Origin of the sequence: Paenibacillus hebaui (genome assembly GCF_051934385.1) — a bacterium.
Classification (GTDB): domain Bacteria; phylum Bacillota; class Bacilli; order Paenibacillales; family Paenibacillaceae; genus Paenibacillus.
This window is the reverse complement of the sequence record NZ_CP196836.1, coordinates 2,291,321-2,308,563: the sequence shown is the minus strand read 5'-3', so window position 1 is coordinate 2,308,563 and position 17,243 is coordinate 2,291,321. Positions and strand designations below refer to the sequence as shown.

The window sequence follows — 17,243 nt, the reverse complement described above, 5'->3', positions numbered from 1 at the left end:
TATGATCGATGGGGGATGTCCAATGAAATCCAAGAAAAAGAAAAGTGCTACGATCCTAATATTCCTGGGTATTTTCGTTGTTTTGCTTGCAGCACTTGTACTGGTAAACCAACAATCCAAGAAACAAATGGATACCGTGGAGAATGCTTATGGTATCGCTGCTTCCAAACTCAATCCAGCTACACGGGAGTTGCTTGATGATCCCAATTATCAACAAATTATTTTGCCGGCTGATCTCAAAACCAAAATCAATAACAAGGATAGCTTCTTTGTTTATTTCTTTGCTTCCGACTGCTCACACTGCCGTGCCACTACACCTCAGTTGATGCCCTTGGTGGACAGTGAGGGTATAGAGCTTCCTCAATTCAATCTGCGCGAATTCGAAGCTGGATGGACCGATTACAACATTGAGTTCACGCCTACACTGGTTTATTACCAGGATGGTGTCGAGAAGGACCGCATGGTTGGTGGACTTCAGGAAAATGGCAGTGACAACGGTTATACACTGGATGAGTACAAACAATTTTTCCAAAAATATAAAGCCGGTGCAACTCCTGCGGCAAGCTAAACGATTGGGCACTTCCGCAGTAATGCACGAGTATCAACCTGTGCGTTCTACTTGAAGGACAGGCTCCATAATCTGCAATCATCTAAATATGACGCAACATCCAAAACACCCCGACCATTCCTTTTGCAGGAACGTCGGGGTGTTTGATATACATCGCTGTGCATACCCACGGTATGCACACTTCAATTCTAATCCTGATTTCGCTCCAACTTCTGTCCCTGTTCCATCGTCTTCATCTTCTCTTCGTAGATTCGTCCTCGAGTAGGACTACGACGTTGTGGGATATTGGGTTTCATCTCAAGCGATCTCCTAAGTATCTCCTGTTTCAGCGCCTCATCCCTAATCTGTATGGACAAGTCCCTGTACCTGAGAGCCTGCGGGTCTGATTCAGATAGCTCTTTCACGAGTTCCTGGACTTCCTGTACCAAAGCCCCGAGGTCGATCCCCAGCGTCATATCAGGATAAGGTTCCAGAAGATCAACTGAACTCTGTAACATCATCTTTGCTCCGCGAAGATTGCCATTTCTGAAATGGTATAAACCAACAGCAATTTGCAACAATCCTTTATAGAAGGAATCCCGATTTCGTTCAAGCCACAATTCTTCCAGCACCTCATGGCACTCAAAGTAATCCTGATCCCGATTGAAGTAGACTAAATAGTCAATGTAGAGCGGCTCATAACTGCTCATCCGGGTTTTCGCCCTTTCTAGCGTCGTTCAGCAGTTCTTTCACATCATCCAATAAGTCTTTGAGCCCTTCCATATCATGACGCTCCCAGCAATCATTGAAACGTTTCTGTGCCTCAATTGCTTCGTTTACGAGATGGTAGAAATACAACTGATGTATGATGTTCAGTGTTCTTGACACAATATTGGAATCATCCTCGAAGGCCTTCTGTGCCTCCAGAATCTGCAGACGGATTGCCGACATCTCATTGTCCAGTATAAAAGCGGCCTCAGCCGTCTTTTTCAACCTGGTTCTCATGTCATCCGGTAAGCCTTCCCGAAACTTGTAACTCAGAGAATGCTCAATGGTCGCCCAGAAGTTCATCGCGAGCGTTCGGATCTGTATCTCGGCCAATACATTCTTTTGTCCCAGAGCCGTCTGAACGGGATATTCAATAATCATATGGAAGCTGCGATAGCCGCTCTCTTTGAAATTGGTGATATAATCTTTCTCGATTAGTACCGTCAAATCCTTACGACCACGAATATACTCGGCTACCCGGCGAATATCATCCACAAACTGGCACATAATGCGGATACCTGCAATATCCTCAATGCCTGTTTCTACCTGATCAAGCGGCACATTCAGGCGTCTGGATTTCTCCAGAATGCTGGATATTTTTTTGACACGACCGGTAACGAATTCGATTGGGGCGTATTCTTCCCTTTTCTTCAGCTCCGCTCGCATCGTTTTGAACTTGACTTTCAGTTCCTCTACCGCTTGTTCATAAGGAAGTAAAAATGTACCCCAGTCTCTACCGTCCATGCTTATGCCTCCTGTCTCTATAGCTTCCCCTGTTCTTATCCATTATACATGATGTTAGGCGGGGGGAAGAGTCCCGTGCAACATTACCCTCTTCCACGCTTCTATATTTGCATTCCGGGGAACAACTCCGAAACCATGCTTAACGATGCTCAGCACCAACAGCTTCCGAAATGTGGCTATAACCGTCCTTGCGCAGCAATTCACGAAGTCCGGCATGAATGCGCCGATTGACTTCCGGCCCTTCGTAGATCAATGCCGTATATATTTCCACCAGACTTGCTCCTGCTTTGATTTTTTCATAGGCGTCTTCGCTTGTGAAAATACCACCCGAACCGATAATCGGAAGTTTGCCTTCGGTCTGGCGATAAATCTGGCGAATAATTTCCGTTGAACGGTCACGAAGCGGCTTGCCACTCAATCCGCCAGTTTCCTTCGCATGCTGATGGGACAGACCCGCACGACTAACGGTCGTGTTCGTAGCAATAATGCCTGCCACGCCGCTATCTGCAATCGTGCTCACCATATATTCAAGTTCCTGATCATTCACATCAGGAGCAATTTTGACCAGCACCGATTTAGCTGATCCACCAGCTCTCTTCTGCTGCGTCTTCATCTCTGTCATGACGGCAGCGAGCAGCTCCTTCAATTCGTTCCCATGTTGCAGATTACGCAGATCCGGTGTATTTGGTGAACTAATATTGACTACAAACAGGTCCGCATAATCATATAACGCCCGAATGCATTTGGCATAATCCAGATGGGCTTCTTCATTAGAAGTGGCCTTATTTTTGCCTATATTCACCGCCACCGGAATCCGGCGATCCTTGAGCTGCGCCAATTCAGCTGCCATCGCTTCAGCACCGAGATTATTGAAGCCCATCCGGTTCACCAATGCCTCATCCGGAGGCAACCGGAATAAACGCGGCTGGTCGTTACCTGGCTGCGCAAGCGGTGTAACGGTGCCCACTTCCATGAAGCCAAAACCGATGGAAGAAAAGCCCGTTACAGCCTGCCCGTTTTTGTCCAAACCAGCAGCAAGACCCACAGGTGTCGGAAAGTGGCATCCAAACATGTCCACAGCCAGATCCGGCGTTTCACGTACGCCATACATGACACGCAAGCCTGAAGGAACCGGGCGAATACTGCCCATTCCGCTAAGGCCGCCGATAATCAGATGATGGGCCTGTTCCGGGTCCATTTTGAACAACAAAGGTTTAGCAAGACTTCTGTATAACAAATCACTCACTCCGTTCTCGTCCGGTACGCTGAAAAAACTGCTTTCCGTCTTTTTCATATGTAAAAAAACACTCTACACACAAGTTTATCCGTTTCTTCTTCAAAAGGAAAGTAGTTTGAGCACACAGAATTCAATGATGCAAAATGCTCACAAGAAATCCACCCGCCTACTGGAAATGACAAGGTGAATTCTTTACAATGAGAGCAGGACTACATTTACACCAGCCCTATTTCAAGAAGGAGGAACAGCCCATGGCTCCCAAACGCAAACCACCTGCATTACAGCAAAAGAAAGAAGAAGTTAACCGGAAAGCCATTGCATGGACAGCAGCCAGTGTCGGTGGATTGATCATTATTATCGGCGCACTGATTATTATCGCCAACATGTAAATGGTCAAACCAACTGTCTCTAATTCTACATACCAATCCAGCATGGATTTCACGCTCTCTTGGATCTGAATGATGGTTGTCCAGTTAATTCAGCCAATGGTACGTCTTATTCGGATTACTCTGCTTGGGAACAAGCGTATGCCGATAACGTTCCTTTGCCTCTGGAACAAGCTTGGTCTCTGGCAGCAGATCTTCTCCTATGCGTACCGGAGTTCCCTGAGGAGCAAGAGCAAACAGCTCTTCCACATCTCCAGTGCTCATTCTCACACATCCAAGGGATTCATCCAGCCCGATACTGTTAGGCTCGTTGGTCCCATGGATGGCATAATTGGTGTCAGAGAGTTGCATGCCTCTAGTCCCAAATTCGCCATTAGGGCGACCGTTCGGATTCACGACCTTATCTGAAATGACAAATGAACCCTCTGGTGTGCGCTCACCCCCAAGTCCTACCTCATAACTTCGAATCATGGTATTTCCACTAATGAGTGCAAGCCTATGTTTGCTCTTGTCAACTACAATCTCAAGCTGATCTTGCAAAAATGGCTTTCCGCCAAGCGTATCCACAAAAGCAGCATTTTGGACTTGCGCCGAATTCGATTTCGTCCCTTTCCCGTTCGTTGTGTTTTTGCCTGTTCCCGTTTTGTTTTGTTGATGCATGACCAGTAACGCTGGAAACATCTGAGTCATGCCAGGTGAAGTTTCACCCAGAATATTGTTTGGGAATGGCTGCGCAAGCTGGGTCACATTTTTTGGCCAGGCTCCATTCTTTTTGTGATATGTAATCATTGCGCTGGACAGAGATGCCGCAGCTTCCTGCTTGGCTGTCCACGTTTGTGCCAGACGTTTGATCTCTGGTGAAATTTCAGGTGGTTCACAGTTACACTGCTTCGCATCATAACTCTGTGCAGTTAGCTTGCCACTACGGTTCGTCTGCACGATGTATTTCACTGGCATATTCCGCTTCCATAAGGACCAGTCTCCAGAGACCTGCATTCCAAGCACAGCCGACGTTTTCACTTTCGGTCCTGAGCCCGACCACGCAGCAGCCAGTGCAGTTTCCCCCTGGTTACTTCCACCAAACGCCGCAGCTGTAAACACATTCGAAACGGCAACTGGAGCAGAATCTACCGGATCATTGCCTGATGGCGGCTCCATGGAATCATCCGTGGATTCCAACGCAGTCGACAATGCTTCTGCTGCATCACGGTTGAACCCGGGAGCATCCGCAGGTGGCAATCCTGCTAACACAAGCAGCATCAGCAGTGTCAGCCACATCTTGCGGACACGATGTTTTTTCTCCTTTTGCTCCGCCATTTCGACCAGCTTCTCCTGATAATCTTCCCATATATGTGCCGGTGCCTTGCTTCGTTCGAAAGCCTCGTAGACTTCACCCGCCTGCTGAAAACAATAGTTCGCCTTAGCCTCCTGGCCTTCACCCAAATACTCCTTACCAAGCAAATACCAGGCCATTTTGTTATCTGGATGTTTCTTAACATATGTTCTTAGATGAGTATTTTGCATCCGACCCTCCACCATTTCGCCTTTTTCCGTTTATTTATATATCGGCAGATGATGGCACGAAATCCATAGGACTTGAGAACCCGGATTCAACCTAAAACATTCGACAAAAAAAGCACCTTCCGCTGTCATGAAAACAGAAGAATGTGCTTTTGAAACTTCCTATGAAATGGAATTTTAGCCTTCTTTGTTGAAAGGCTCATCCGCTACTTTAATGGAATCTGTAGGACAACCGTCGCAAGCATCTTGCATATCCTCGAACATGTCATCTGGAATCGCTTTGATTCCTTGGTTGGCATCCCCATCAAAGATTACTTCTGCCAAGCCTTCATCATCATAGTCATAAATGTCAGGCGCCGTTGCTCCGCAAGCACCACATGCAATACATGTATCTTTTTCAACCCAAGTATACTTACTCATTACCAATCTCTCCTCCTATAATTCAAAAACGTACAGTATTTTTATCTAGAAACATATTAATACAAAGTAAGAGTTATTACAAATCATTTTACAACTACAAGTCTTCATTATGCCCTATTTAATCGAGGCTTTGCAAATTATCTTTTTGCAGCGAGGTTCCTCTTACTTTATGATTGCGTAGTAACACGGAAGGATCATCCCCCAGCATACCCGCTGTTACGACAGCATTCTCGCCAAACTTATCACGTAGCTGATCCATAATGCGAATCAGGTTTTCCTTCTTGGGCTTCTGTTCATATTCGAACAGATCAAGTTGCACCGCCGACTCCTCTCGGGGAATCAGACTTTGGAGCGTCACACCCAGCATACGAACAGGTTTCCCGCCGCCCCAATGTTTTGCAAATAGAGCACAGGCTTCCCGGTATATGATCGATGCATCTTCTGTAGGAACTTCCATCATTCGTGATCTCGTAATCGTCTTCATATCCGGTGTACGAATCGTAATCTGAATGCCCTGACTGAGCATTTCGTGCTTGCGCAAACGTCTGGCAACCTGGTCACTGATATTAAGCAACACCCGATGTACATCATGCATTTCAGATATGTCTGCCGGAAGCGTTGTCGTATGTCCAATCGATTTGTTCGCTTCACGCTCAGCCTGAACAGGCGAATGATTTATACCATTAGCTGAATTTTTTAACCAGGAGCCGTTGATTCCAAATACATCATTCAGCATACGCTCGTCGGATTTGGCCAATTGACCTATCGTTTCAATGCCCAGCTTCTTCAGCTTTTCCGCCGTCTTTTTGCCAATACCGAACAACTCGTTACAAGGTCTATGCCACAAAATTTGAGGCACATCTCTCATTCTCAAAATGGAAATGCCGTTAGGCTTTTTCAAATCTGAGGCCATCTTCGCCAGTAACTTGTTGGGTGCAATCCCGATGGAACAAGGTAAACCCAGTTCATCCTTGATTCTCGTCTGAATGCTCTCCGCAATTTCCAGCGGTGTACCGAATTGTCTGGAGCCCGTAATATCGAGGTAACATTCATCTATGGATGTCGCCTCAAGCAACGGCGTATAACTGTAAGCTATTTTCATAAATTCTCTCGAGTATTTACGATATATATGAAAATCAGGACGAATCACAATTAAGTCAGGACATTTCTTCATCGCTTGATGAACAACCATGCCTGTAGAAATGCCTCTGCTTCGGGCCGTATACGAACACGTTACGATAACTCCCTTGCGCACTTCGCTGCTGCCCGCCACGGCAGTCGCTTTACCACGATATAATTCCGGTTCCTCGGCTTCATGTACAGAACAATAAAAAGCATTCATATCGACATGCAAAATCACGCGTCCGGCGGTGGGATAGTATTGATCCACATTGATGTTGTTATGAGTTTCGTCCGAAGAAGACATGATCAAGCACCGCCCTTTCCTGTACATTGTTCCTTGAAATGAAATACCTTAAAACGCAATCTCTAGTCTATTATATCAAATATTCCTTATGTAAAATCATTCACGTTCACTATTTCCTGTTCGATTTAACGATCGATTTAATTACAACCCATCCCACAATGACAAAAATGACGAGCATTATGAATGAAATGACAACATTCTCCCATACAATAGTCATCCTTTTCTCTCACTTCCCAAGTTCTCGTGCACATCTATATTTTCTCCTGGAATATAACCATATATATGAAGCATAACATATTACACGGCGTGGTTTATAGCGTACTTCATTTAATAATCCATCATTTGTTACACTAAACTGTGATTTCGATGTAGCATTTGGCTATAATGGTGCTATAATAATTAATTATACAAATCCGCGATTTTAGGACAAATCAACGCTTGGAGTTTAATACAGTGTAGCGTTGATGAATTGAAGGATCCGTCACCAACATTTGATATGCTTTTCTCAACTCAAACTCAAAACTAAACTTCTCAAAAAAGCGCTTTATTTTAAAGGAGGATCTTCATGTCAAAGGCCATCTCCATCTTCGATACGACTTTACGTGACGGCACACAAGGGGAGGGTGTCAGCTTATCGGCAGATGACAAGCTCAAAATTGCCAAGAAGCTCGATGATCTGGGTGCTCATTATATTGAAGGCGGAATTCCCGGCAGCAACACCAAGGACATTGAGTTTTTCAAAAGAGTCAAAGAATTGAATCTGAACTCAAAGGTTGTCGCTTTTGGCAGCACACGCCGTAAAGGCAGCATTGCCAGTGAGGATGCTAACCTGAAGCGCATGATCGAATCTGGCGCCCAGGCAGCTACTTTGGTCGGTAAATCCTGGGACTTCCATGTGCATACCGCCTTGCAAACCACACTGGAAGAGAACCTCGCCATGATTTACGACTCCATTGCCTATCTGAAACAAAACGGTATGGAAGTCATCTTCGATGCCGAACATTTCTTTGATGGATTCAAACATAATCCGGAATATGCTCAAGCTGTTCTGACCAAAGCACATGAGGCTGGAGCGGACTGGCTCGTCATGTGTGATACCAACGGCGGAACGATGACGCATGAAGTGCATGAGATCGTATCCACACTTTACAGAAGCCTACCTCATGCCCATCTTGGCATTCATACCCATAATGATTGTGAACTGGCCGTAGCCAACACATTAAGTGCAGTACAAGCCGGAGCCAGACAGGTCCAAGGTACAATGAACGGTTATGGAGAGCGTTGCGGTAACGCCAATCTCGCGTCCATCATTCCGAACCTGCAACTTAAGCTTGGATATGAATGTGTTGCTGAGGAATCAATGAGACAGCTCACCAATGTAGCCCGCTATGTCAGTGAGATTGCCAATGTGAATATGCCGATTAATCAGCCTTATGTCGGCAATGCTGCTTTTGCTCACAAGGGCGGCATTCACGTCTCTGCCATCCTGCGGGATTCTCGAACCTATGAACATATCGTACCTGAACTTGTTGGGAACAAGCAGCGCGTGCTCGTCTCCGAACTCGCGGGACAAAGCAACATTGTGTCCAAAGCACAGGAACTGGGACTCGAATTTGATCCAAGCAGCGCCAACTCACGTCAGATTATTGAGAAAATCAAAGATTTGGAGCACCAGGGTTATCAGTTCGAAGGTGCCGATGCCTCTCTTGAATTGTTGATTCGTGAAGCCAATGGTGACATGAAAGAATTATTTACGTTTGAATCGTTCAAGATGCTTGTTGAAAAAACGGCTGGCAAGTCAGTTGTTTCAGAAGCTTTTGTTAAACTTAATGTAGGTGGAACAAGTGCTTATACCGCAGCTGAAGGCAATGGTCCAGTCAATGCGCTGGATAACGCACTTCGGAAAGCACTTGTGCAATATTTCCCTTCACTTGCCAATATGCATCTCTCCGACTACAAGGTACGTGTATTGGATGAGAAAGATGCTACGGCTGCGAAGGTTCGTGTTTTGATCGAATCGAAAAATACGGAAAACACTTGGAATACGGTTGGCGTATCCGAAAACGTAATTGAAGCAAGCTGGGAAGCCCTCGTTCACAGTTTCCGCTATGCGCTTCTCCAGGAAACATTACAGGACGAGCCTGAGGTAGTTCATATTCCCGCTCATGGACTAAGCAACCATTAAAGAGGTTGTTCAAAAAGTCCGCTTTTGATTACGAAGGATGCCTAGTGGCATCCTCAGCATCGAAGATGAATTCAGCCGAAATGTCCGTTGCTCACGTCGTTTTCCCTACGCTCCGCTACTCCATTTCTAGCTTCATCCCATCTTCTCGGTACTGAAAACCGGTCTTTTTGAACACGCATTTAAAGCTTATTTCCCGGAAAATAAAAGAAGCGCCTGTTTCCAAAAACATTTGGAGGACAGGCGCTTTTGATGTCTGACTCAGTCTAATTCGCGATTAATTCCTTGATTTTGCGCTCCAGCTCTTTCTCAGGCAAAATCCCCAGTATAATTTCCTGAATAACACCTCTGGAATCAATCAGTACATTCGTCGGAAAAGCCAGACCGTTATACTTGGCATATGCCGTTCCGTCCTCATCTAACAAGATAGGGAACGTCAGTTTATATTCATCCACGAACGCTTTGGCATCCTTGATTTTATCGTACGTCGTTACGTTTACACCATATAGATCCAGTTCATCTTTATACTTTGCCGCCATTTTATTAAGTTCCGGCGCTTCTTGCTTGCAGGGTTCACACCAGGACGCCCAGAAACTGACGAATATCGCCTTTTCTTTAGCACCACCTACAGTGTACGTTTTTCCATCCATGCCTTGCAAAGAGAATGCTGGTGTCAGCAGTCCCGCTCGTGGTCCCGTCTCCGTGGGCAGAGCTTCCTCCTGCTTGAACACGGCTGCGATCCCATCGCCTGCATTTTGTGCCAATGCAATGCCAACAAGCAATAGAGCACCAAGCAGTATGTATATATTTCGTTTCATGGCCATCCACCCTTTTATGTAATTAGCATATGGAAAGATACACTCACCCATCATGCTAAATGTTACACGCTCTCTTTAACATTGTACCCTTTTCCTTTAAAATTTTACAATCTGGATGATACAAAATAAAATTAAAAAGGACTCCTGCCGAAGCAGGAGTCTAAGAGAGAGGGGTGAATACAAATGGCAGCACTTCATGGGCAGCAAAACAACTTCTACATCCCTTACACCGTAGAGCAAGAGATTTCAAAGCACATGTTCCTTTCGCTGCCGCAGGAAGCCTGCGGGGTTGTGCTGGGTGAAGCCGCAGCGGGTGGCATACGAATCAGTCGGTTTCAGCCCATTCGTAACGTAGCGCCTGACCCGCTGCATCACTTCTCACTAGAAGATGCCGCATGGATTCGGTATGTGTTCAATGAGCAACAACTTATCGGGCTCTTCCATTCCCACCCCCGAACCAAACCCGTACCTTCTACCGAGGATCTCCGTACCCTTCCGAACTTCGCCGGATTGCTCCAGGTATACCTTATAGGTTCACCTGATCTTACAGCAGAATCACAACCGCAGATGCTTCTTAACGGGTATCAAATTCAAGCCGTTGTCGATCAGCGAGCCGGAATGGACCAAGCCCAATCTTACAGTCTTCAGCTCGCCAAGCTACGCGTGACTTAAATGGGTATACAGATCCCCTAATGTTTCTACACTTTTTCGGGACATGTCCTCCAGGTAACAGGACCATAACTGTGCCGTCATTTTGGCATCTTCCAAAGCATGGTGACGTCCAAAGATAGGAATACCTCTAGATTCCAATAGTTCATCCAGACCATACCCCGGTCTGCTCGGTTCGAGCCAGCGCGCCAGCATCATCGTGTCGATGAGCCGGTGTGTGAGTCTTACTTTGGACGTCCGCCATAGAGCAGCATTCAGAAAAGCCCGATCATGCGCGCTCGCATGTGCAACCAGCACACTCCCACCAACAAAAGACATGAAATCATGCAATCCTTTAAGTAACGAAGGAGCTTCCAGCGTCATCTCCTGTGTAATTCCCGTTAATTCGGTAATATGTTCCGGAACGGCTGTTTTGGACTGAACTAACGTATAGAACTCCTGCTCCTCCAATACAACGCCACCACGGATACGCACCGCTCCGAAAGAAAGAATCTCATCTCCATGTTGAGGAGAAAAACCCGTCGTTTCCAGATCAAATACAACAGCATCCAACTCGTTTAACGGCGTGTGGAGTACCTCCGGTCTACGTTGTTCTCGCATCATCGAACGGATAAACGCCATATGTTGCGCCGTAGGGGCTCCCATTATGGAAGCGATGGCGGAAGGAACCCCTCCCTGGCGCAGCGAATTCCAGAATCCAGTATTGCCCCTTGCCGGCTCTCTCATGGACGTCTCCTTTCTGCAAAACGAAGTTGTCTTTGCAACGCACGATGCACTCGCCGCACAAGTCCTAGCGTATCCCTGAGTTCATGTTGCATCTGTTTTTGTTTCAACTGTTTCTCATCCAGAAAACCACTGCTATGTTGCAATCCATTATCGATCTCAATAGGTGTGCTACGTCGAAGTTTAAGAGCAGTCATGAATGCCCGTTGAGATGAATCCAGCAAAGCAAGTGGCACCGCTTCGAGCGAAACTAGCTTCTCGATCCGTTTGAGCGTAGACGTTTCCTTGATTCCATGCTGCAATGCCAGAAACCGCGCACTGTTCACCAATGGAATATACAAGCCATATTTCACATCAAATCCGCCTGCATGTTCTCCGAATCGTTCGGTTACTACCCGACCAAGGATATTCAGAGTCGCCTTGTGTTTGACGGTATTTCGCAACACCGCATCCGAAAGCTCAGGAACGGACCTGAATCCTTCATAAAATGCAGAGATCCACTCCTCCGCCAAATGTTCCTCTCCTGCAACAAAACGCATGTCTGAAGCAATGATCAGATTGCGAACCGGCTCCCAGGACAGGTCCGATCCCCACGCTTTCAGTTGTTGTTTCCATGCTTCCAGCGTTTTCCTCCACAGAGGCTCAGAACACATCACCTTGCCTTCGCATTTGGCATAGCCCAGTTTTTCAAGCATATCGGTCATTCGAAGTCCGAGTTCAGCAAAATATTCTTCTTTTGCCGCATGCGGAGTGTCACTGATGATCATGCCATTGTCCTGATCGCTCCATAGTGTCGCTTCAACCCTGCCTGAACTGCCAAAAACGATAAAGGCATAGGGGACGGGAGGTCGGCCTAAGCCTTCCTCTACCATCCCCTGGATGCATAACTCTACTGCTCGCCGGGCAATCCGGTCATGCAATTCATTTACCGTCTGGTACCATTCAAGCCGTGACAAGGAAGCGGACAACAACTCCTGGAGCTCATTTTGCAATATTACACGTGCCTGGTGCAATTCTTGAGTAGATGCCGCACCATCTATTTCCTCATAGGACCAGGACTGATTTATAAACGGGATGGGTTCCATCATGTCCAGCCTCCTTGAAGCCTGATTCAGCCATCATTCCTCTTAGGAGCTGAACGTACCGCCATTGGATTTAGTTTCTACATTTTTCATTTGTTCAGGGTATCCGTAAGTACCATGCTCACTGATATCCAGACCCATCGTTTCTTCCTCTTCAGTAACACGGATGCCCATGATTGCTTTCATACCACCCAGAATAATGAAGGACATGATCAGTACAAAGGCAAATGCACCTGCAAGACCGAGAAGCTGAACGCCCAGTTGATGGAAACCACCGCCATAGAACAGACCCGCTTGACCTACACCCACCTTCTCGGCAAGTTCAGGTGTTGCGAACAAACCTGTCGAAACGGCTCCCCACATACCTGCAATACCGTGTACAGAGAAAGCATAGATTGGATCGTCGATTCCTTTGCGCTCAAAGAATTGAGCCGTGAAGAATGTGATAATACCTGCCAATGCACCAATGATCAGAGCTGCCCATGGTTCAACGAAGGCACAAGCACCTGTAATTGCAACGAGTGCCGCAAGTACACCGTTCAGCATGCTAGGGATATCGGATTTACCCAATACAGCCCATGAAATCAACAGCGCTGCAACACCACCGGCAGCCGCAGCCACATTTGTCGTCAATGCTACATAACCGAAGAATCCATCCCCCATGGCAGACAATGTGCTGCCTGGGTTGAAGCCGAACCAACCAATCCAGAGGATAATTACACCGAGTACAGAATACACTTGGTTATGTCCCGGAATGATGTTAGGTTTACCATCTTTGTTGTATTTGCCGATACGCGGCTTCAACAGAATGGTAGCTACCAACGCAGCCGTTGCGCCCGTCAAGTGCACAACCGTGGAGCCTGCAAAGTCTTGCATACCCAGCTCAGCCAACCAGCCGCCGCCCCATACCCAGTGAGCAACAACCGGATACATAATAATGGTATAAAGCGTACCGAACACAATATATACACTCATCTTTGCACGTTCTGCCATACCACCGCAGGCAATCGCCAGAGATACAGCTGCAAAAGCGAGGTGGAATACAAATTTAATCGTAAGTGGAACATCCGAGAAGGCCAATGATTCAAAGGAAGCCGCCATGCCGTCACCACTCATGAAGAATCCTGTGGTTCCGAAGAAACTGTTACCATTACCGAAGCCAAGACCGAAGCCAAGAGCCCAGAAGGCAATAATTGAAATCCCCAATGTCAGGATCGTTTTCCCCGCAATATGTCCTGCGTTTTTCATTCGGGTCGAACCTGCTTCAAGTAAAGCAAATCCCCCTTGCATCAGGAAAACCAGTACTACAGCCAAAAACGTAAAGGCTGAGTTCAGGCCGCTTTGAAGTTCGATGTTAGTCGGCCCCTCCGCAGCTGCAAATGCGCTGACTGGGAAAGCCAGTAACGTAAGCATTATTAACACCGACACCAACCATTTCTTTCTCATATACCCCACTCCCTCTTATGTTAGGTTTCTTCACATAACGTGAAACTCTTAATGCCATTATAAGCAGAAGACAGGAAAGTTGACAAGAGTATTTTCATCAAAACTGAAAAATATTTCTGGGAATAAAGTCATACGTCTTTTTCTTGCACTTAAGTACATAATCATATGAAATGAGTACATAGATATAGAAATGCAGTGTACAAGTACTAAAGCATAACGTTTGACTGTACGGTTAAACATCATGTATCATAACTATTAGTAATAAATTGGGCTGAGTATGCATAAACGCAGATGAAATCTGCAAATCCCTACATTTGAACTTGCAAGCGAGGTGAATATCATTGGGGATATGAAACTGTTTCGGATTGGCGAACTCGCCAAGACCGCAGGTGTCAGCGAACGGACGATTGATTATTATACAAAGCTCGGGCTAATCGCCCCTGAAGAGCGTACACAAAAAAACTATCGTCTCTATAGTAATGAAACTTTAACCAGACTTGAACGTATTGTACAGATGAAACAAGAGAAGTATAGTCTCGACGAGATTAAACAATCTCTTGAGAAGTGGAGTCTGGTGAGCACAGAAGAACAGGTGGCCAGCAAACTGACAGCATTGGAACTTCATGTGCAGCAACTTGAGCGAGAGGTCAATGAACTCAAACCGCTGCTTGGGGAGATGAAACCTGTACAAGCACGTAAACTGATGACAGGACTGCTTACCAAGAGCGCTGGTACGATGGAAGCATTGAAAATTTTGCTCGAGAACACCATGATGTAGCTTATTTCTAGAAATCGGAGGTATGAATATGAGTTTTAATAACGGTATGTTCGTTTTGATCATTATCGCCTTTTTGCTCTCTTTGTGGGCACAATTTCGCGTTAAAGGCACTTTCAGACGTTGGTCGGAGGTCCCGAACCAGAACGGAATGACCGGCTACGATGCCGCTCGTCATATGCTTGATGCTAACGGCCTGCATGATGTTCCAATCGAACCTGTTCGCGGCGCACTCTCTGATCACTATGATCCGATCAACCGGGTTGTACGCTTATCGGAACCTGTATATTATGAAAACTCAATCTCAGCTGTGTCGGTAGCGTGTCACGAAGTTGGTCACGCCATTCAGCATAAGGAAAGTTATCCCATGCTGGCACTGCGTCACCGCATCTTTCCGATTGTGAACTTCGCATCTGGACTGGCACCCTTCCTGTTGATTGCCGGATTCATCTTCAACGCCATGAATCTAGTTGGTATCGGAATTATTTTCTTCTCCGTTACAGTTGCCTTCCAGCTCATCACGTTGCCGGTTGAATTCAATGCCAGCAATCGCGCAAGAGAGATTATGGTATCCGAAGGTTACATCCGCAACGAAGAAGAAAAAGGTGTTGCTAAAGTCCTGAATGCCGCAGCTTTGACTTACGTTGCTGCAGCGCTTATCTCACTGCTTGAGCTGATTCGCTACATCGGAATCTTCAACAGCCGCGATTAATTTCAAACCCAGTAACACAACAACAACAAAACAATACCCCACCGTTAATCGGATGGGGTATTGTTTTGTTGTAAACCGAAATAATCTAACAAGAATACACGAAAGGATTGTGCAACCAGCGGCAGCTTATCATGCGCACGATGGATCAACCCAATTGTACGCGTAACTTTCGGATGAGAAATGGCCACATGCGCCGGTTGTAACGGGTTGGTCTGGAATAGCGCCATTTCAGGCAGCAAACTCACACCCATGCCTGCCGCAACCAATCCACGAATGGTATCCGTCTCTTCTCCCTCAAACGCAATCTTGGGTGTAAACCCAGCTTCTAGACAGGCATGCCAGACAATCGGACGCAGAGAGTAACCTTTGCTGAACAAGACAAATTTATCATCCTTTAGCTGCTCCAGTGCAATGGTCTCTTCTCCGGCCAACGGATGATTAGGAGGAAGGATTGCATGCAACTCTTCCGTCAGTACGATATCGCCATCCACCTGGTCATGCTTTTCCGGAAACGGTGATATAAAGGCCAGGTCCACTTCAGCTGATAACACATCACGAATGAGCGTTGGGAACATCCCCTGCTTGAATCTGAATTTGACGTTTGGATAACGCTGACGGAACGCTGCCACAACCGAAGGAATCAAGTGAATACCAAGACTGTGAGGAAAACCAATGCGAATCTCACCATGCTCCGGGTCCAGAAACTCATGAACCTCTCCGACCGCTTTGTCCAGATCTTTCAATATTCCTTCCACTCGTTTGCAAAAGAGCTGCCCCACTGCGGTTAACTGCAAATTCCGCCCTTTTTGCATAAAGAGGTCTACTCCCAGTTCTTCCTCCAGTTGATGAATCTGACGGCTCACCGCAGACTGCGCCACATGTAATTCTTCTGCCGCCTGCGTAACATGCTCCTTCTGTGCCACCTTCAAAAAGTAATGCAACTGTCTTAATTCCACTCGTCCTGATCTCTCCAATCTGCTATTCCCTACTTATATCCTTGATTACATCCCGTCTCCAGATCAATCATTTACTGTTTAAAGTTCCTGGGTTTCCACAATCGGATGATAAGTCCATAGATAAAGAATCCACCTAACAATCCACCGAAATGTGCCATCCAGCTAATGCCCGACATGGCAAAGGAGAATATAATTCCGAATACGAGCAATGTATACAACGTTTTGCGCGAAGCTTCATCCATCATCGTTCGCTGGAACAAAGCTACATACAGAAATGCACCGTAGATTGCATAGATTGCACCTGATGCACCCACCGAGATCGTAATCGATCCAACCGAGTTGTACCACGCAACAGCCAGGATGTTGCCCAGAATACCTCCACCCAAGTACAGCACACCATATCTCACTGTTCCAAGCATCCGCTCCATTGGTGGTGCAAATACGATGAGAGCAAAGCTGTTAAACAATAAATGACTGAAACCCGCATGCAGGAACATGGACGTAATGTAACGCCACCACTCTGCTGCAAATAACTCATGATTCGTCAGCGCTCCAAATTTAAGCAGCACCATACTGTTCGTCGAACCACCATTCAGACTTAACACGATAAACATGACAACATTGGCAATTAAAAGAATCGACGTCAAAGGGAAAAACTTCAAATAGCTTTTCCAGTTCTCATACCTTATAAATATCATACGTTTTCACCTTCACTCCACCTGTTCAGATCGGTCTGTACGTCTGATCCATGTTAATGATCTCTCGTCCAAATTGGACAATGCCTTTCCTAAAAGATTATAATGGATTTTGGCACGGATCACCAATTTATAA

Annotated in this window: 18 protein-coding genes; 6 read left to right on the top strand and 12 right to left on the bottom strand. The window is 46.2% G+C overall.

All coding sequences use genetic code 11. The features are described from left to right. The first annotated feature begins 22 nt into the window (after positions 1–22). Complete coding sequence (locus ACR32F_RS10645) at positions 23–568, top strand: thioredoxin family protein (RefSeq protein ID WP_440118677.1); 546 nt, start codon at positions 23–25, stop codon at positions 566–568. A gap of 188 nt (positions 569–756) precedes the next feature. Here the strand turns inward: ACR32F_RS10645 and ACR32F_RS10640 are convergent, their stop codons facing one another. The 3 genes from ACR32F_RS10640 to ACR32F_RS10630 all read right to left on the bottom strand — a co-directional run bounded on the left by ACR32F_RS10640 (position 757) and on the right by ACR32F_RS10630 (position 3,296). Further along, the gene (locus tag ACR32F_RS10640) at positions 757–1,257 is read right to left on the bottom strand and encodes a DUF309 domain-containing protein (protein WP_440118676.1); all 501 of its coding nucleotides are present in this window, start codon (positions 1,255–1,257) and stop codon (positions 757–759) included. After that, on the bottom strand, positions 1,244–2,059 hold the full coding sequence (locus ACR32F_RS10635) for a GTP pyrophosphokinase (RefSeq protein ID WP_440118675.1): 816 nt from the start codon (positions 2,057–2,059) through the stop codon (positions 1,244–1,246). Before ACR32F_RS10635 ends, ACR32F_RS10640 begins: the two co-directional genes overlap by 14 nt. A 139-nt stretch (positions 2,060–2,198) precedes the next feature. Continuing rightward, positions 2,199–3,296, bottom strand: a complete 1,098-nt coding sequence (locus ACR32F_RS10630; RefSeq protein ID WP_440119771.1) for a quinone-dependent dihydroorotate dehydrogenase — start codon at positions 3,294–3,296, stop codon at positions 2,199–2,201. A 251-nt stretch (positions 3,297–3,547) separates the two neighbouring features. On the opposite strand from ACR32F_RS10630, the gene ACR32F_RS10625 reads away from it, so the two are divergent. After that, on the top strand, positions 3,548–3,685 hold the full coding sequence (locus tag ACR32F_RS10625) for a hypothetical protein (protein WP_017689367.1): 138 nt from the start codon (positions 3,548–3,550) through the stop codon (positions 3,683–3,685). Between the two features lie 84 nt (positions 3,686–3,769). On the opposite strand, the gene ACR32F_RS10620 is transcribed toward ACR32F_RS10625, so the two are convergent. From ACR32F_RS10620 to ACR32F_RS10610, 3 genes are all read right to left on the bottom strand, one after another. Further along, on the bottom strand, positions 3,770–5,206 hold the full coding sequence (locus tag ACR32F_RS10620) for a L,D-transpeptidase family protein (protein WP_440118674.1): 1,437 nt from the start codon (positions 5,204–5,206) through the stop codon (positions 3,770–3,772). Between the two features lie 174 nt (positions 5,207–5,380). Next, positions 5,381–5,623 carry a ferredoxin gene (locus tag ACR32F_RS10615; RefSeq protein ID WP_440118673.1) on the bottom strand — a complete coding sequence of 81 codons (243 nt, stop codon included), beginning with the start codon at positions 5,621–5,623 and terminating at the stop codon, positions 5,381–5,383. Between the two features lie 118 nt (positions 5,624–5,741). After that, positions 5,742–7,049, bottom strand: a complete 1,308-nt coding sequence (locus tag ACR32F_RS10610) for a DNA polymerase IV (RefSeq protein WP_440118672.1) — start codon at positions 7,047–7,049, stop codon at positions 5,742–5,744. Positions 7,050–7,614: 565 nt separating this feature from the next. Here ACR32F_RS10610 and cimA point away from each other — a divergent pair. Beyond that, positions 7,615–9,234: a citramalate synthase gene (gene cimA, locus ACR32F_RS10605; protein WP_440118671.1), complete on the top strand. Its 1,620-nt coding sequence runs from the start codon at positions 7,615–7,617 to the stop codon at positions 9,232–9,234. A gap of 263 nt (positions 9,235–9,497) precedes the next feature. On the opposite strand, the gene ACR32F_RS10600 is transcribed toward cimA, so the two are convergent. Further along, positions 9,498–10,049: a TlpA family protein disulfide reductase gene (locus ACR32F_RS10600; RefSeq protein WP_440118670.1), complete on the bottom strand. Its 552-nt coding sequence runs from the start codon at positions 10,047–10,049 to the stop codon at positions 9,498–9,500. A gap of 183 nt (positions 10,050–10,232) precedes the next feature. Here ACR32F_RS10600 and ACR32F_RS10595 point away from each other — a divergent pair, with 183 nt between their 5' ends. Further along, a complete protein-coding gene (locus ACR32F_RS10595; protein ID WP_440118669.1) occupies positions 10,233–10,721 on the top strand; it encodes a M67 family metallopeptidase in 489 nt (162 codons plus the stop codon). Here the strand turns inward: ACR32F_RS10595 and ACR32F_RS10590 are convergent. The 3 genes from ACR32F_RS10590 to ACR32F_RS10580 are packed head-to-tail and all read right to left on the bottom strand — an operon-like array spanning position 10,707 to position 13,969. After that, entirely contained in the window at positions 10,707–11,444 is a 738-nt protein-coding gene (locus ACR32F_RS10590; RefSeq protein ID WP_440118668.1) for an exonuclease domain-containing protein, read from the bottom strand. The two genes, ACR32F_RS10595 and ACR32F_RS10590, sit on opposite strands and share 15 nt — an antisense overlap. Further along, the gene (locus ACR32F_RS10585) at positions 11,441–12,535 is read right to left on the bottom strand and encodes a DUF294 nucleotidyltransferase-like domain-containing protein (protein WP_440119770.1); all 1,095 of its coding nucleotides are present in this window, start codon (positions 12,533–12,535) and stop codon (positions 11,441–11,443) included. The genes ACR32F_RS10590 and ACR32F_RS10585 overlap by 4 nt, the downstream gene beginning before the upstream one ends. Positions 12,536–12,568: 33 nt before the next feature. Next, a complete protein-coding gene (locus ACR32F_RS10580; RefSeq protein WP_440118667.1) occupies positions 12,569–13,969 on the bottom strand; it encodes an ammonium transporter in 1,401 nt (466 codons plus the stop codon). Positions 13,970–14,318: 349 nt separating this feature from the next. On the opposite strand from ACR32F_RS10580, the gene ACR32F_RS10575 reads away from it, so the two are divergent. Next, positions 14,319–14,747: a MerR family transcriptional regulator gene (locus ACR32F_RS10575; protein WP_440118666.1), complete on the top strand. Its 429-nt coding sequence runs from the start codon at positions 14,319–14,321 to the stop codon at positions 14,745–14,747. Between the two features lie 28 nt (positions 14,748–14,775). Continuing rightward, the gene (locus ACR32F_RS10570; RefSeq protein ID WP_440118665.1) at positions 14,776–15,456 is read left to right on the top strand and encodes a zinc metallopeptidase; all 681 of its coding nucleotides are present in this window, start codon (positions 14,776–14,778) and stop codon (positions 15,454–15,456) included. A 44-nt stretch (positions 15,457–15,500) separates the two neighbouring features. Here the strand turns inward: ACR32F_RS10570 and ACR32F_RS10565 are convergent, their stop codons facing one another. Beyond that, the gene (locus ACR32F_RS10565) at positions 15,501–16,412 is read right to left on the bottom strand and encodes a LysR family transcriptional regulator (RefSeq protein ID WP_440118664.1); all 912 of its coding nucleotides are present in this window, start codon (positions 16,410–16,412) and stop codon (positions 15,501–15,503) included. Positions 16,413–16,483: 71 nt separating this feature from the next. Next, on the bottom strand, positions 16,484–17,110 hold the full coding sequence (locus ACR32F_RS10560) for a rhomboid family intramembrane serine protease (RefSeq protein WP_440118663.1): 627 nt from the start codon (positions 17,108–17,110) through the stop codon (positions 16,484–16,486). Between the last annotated feature and the right edge of the window lie 133 nt (positions 17,111–17,243).

Bases quoted from the DNA above. Each gene is read 5' to 3' on its own strand.
- ACR32F_RS10640 (WP_440118676.1), bottom strand. From the start codon at position 1,257: ATGAGCAGTTATGAGCCGCTCTACATTGACTATTTAGTCTACTTCAAT.
- ACR32F_RS10620 (WP_440118674.1), bottom strand. From the start codon at position 5,206: ATGCAAAATACTCATCTAAGAACATATGTTAAGAAACATCCAGATAAC.
- ACR32F_RS10595 (WP_440118669.1), top strand. From the start codon at position 10,233: ATGGCAGCACTTCATGGGCAGCAAAACAACTTCTACATCCCTTACACC.
- ACR32F_RS10580 (WP_440118667.1), bottom strand. From the start codon at position 13,969: ATGAGAAAGAAATGGTTGGTGTCGGTGTTAATAATGCTTACGTTACTG.
- ACR32F_RS10635 (WP_440118675.1), bottom strand. From the start codon at position 2,059: ATGGACGGTAGAGACTGGGGTACATTTTTACTTCCTTATGAACAAGCG.
- ACR32F_RS10610 (WP_440118672.1), bottom strand. From the start codon at position 7,049: ATGTCTTCTTCGGACGAAACTCATAACAACATCAATGTGGATCAATAC.
- ACR32F_RS10575 (WP_440118666.1), top strand. From the start codon at position 14,319: ATGAAACTGTTTCGGATTGGCGAACTCGCCAAGACCGCAGGTGTCAGC.
- cimA (WP_440118671.1), top strand. From the start codon at position 7,615: ATGTCAAAGGCCATCTCCATCTTCGATACGACTTTACGTGACGGCACA.
- ACR32F_RS10570 (WP_440118665.1), top strand. From the start codon at position 14,776: ATGAGTTTTAATAACGGTATGTTCGTTTTGATCATTATCGCCTTTTTG.
- ACR32F_RS10625 (WP_017689367.1), top strand. From the start codon at position 3,548: ATGGCTCCCAAACGCAAACCACCTGCATTACAGCAAAAGAAAGAAGAA.
- ACR32F_RS10560 (WP_440118663.1), bottom strand. From the start codon at position 17,110: ATGATATTTATAAGGTATGAGAACTGGAAAAGCTATTTGAAGTTTTTC.
- ACR32F_RS10615 (WP_440118673.1), bottom strand. From the start codon at position 5,623: ATGAGTAAGTATACTTGGGTTGAAAAAGATACATGTATTGCATGTGGT.
- ACR32F_RS10590 (WP_440118668.1), bottom strand. From the start codon at position 11,444: ATGAGAGAGCCGGCAAGGGGCAATACTGGATTCTGGAATTCGCTGCGC.
- ACR32F_RS10645 (WP_440118677.1), top strand. From the start codon at position 23: ATGAAATCCAAGAAAAAGAAAAGTGCTACGATCCTAATATTCCTGGGT.
- ACR32F_RS10600 (WP_440118670.1), bottom strand. From the start codon at position 10,049: ATGAAACGAAATATATACATACTGCTTGGTGCTCTATTGCTTGTTGGC.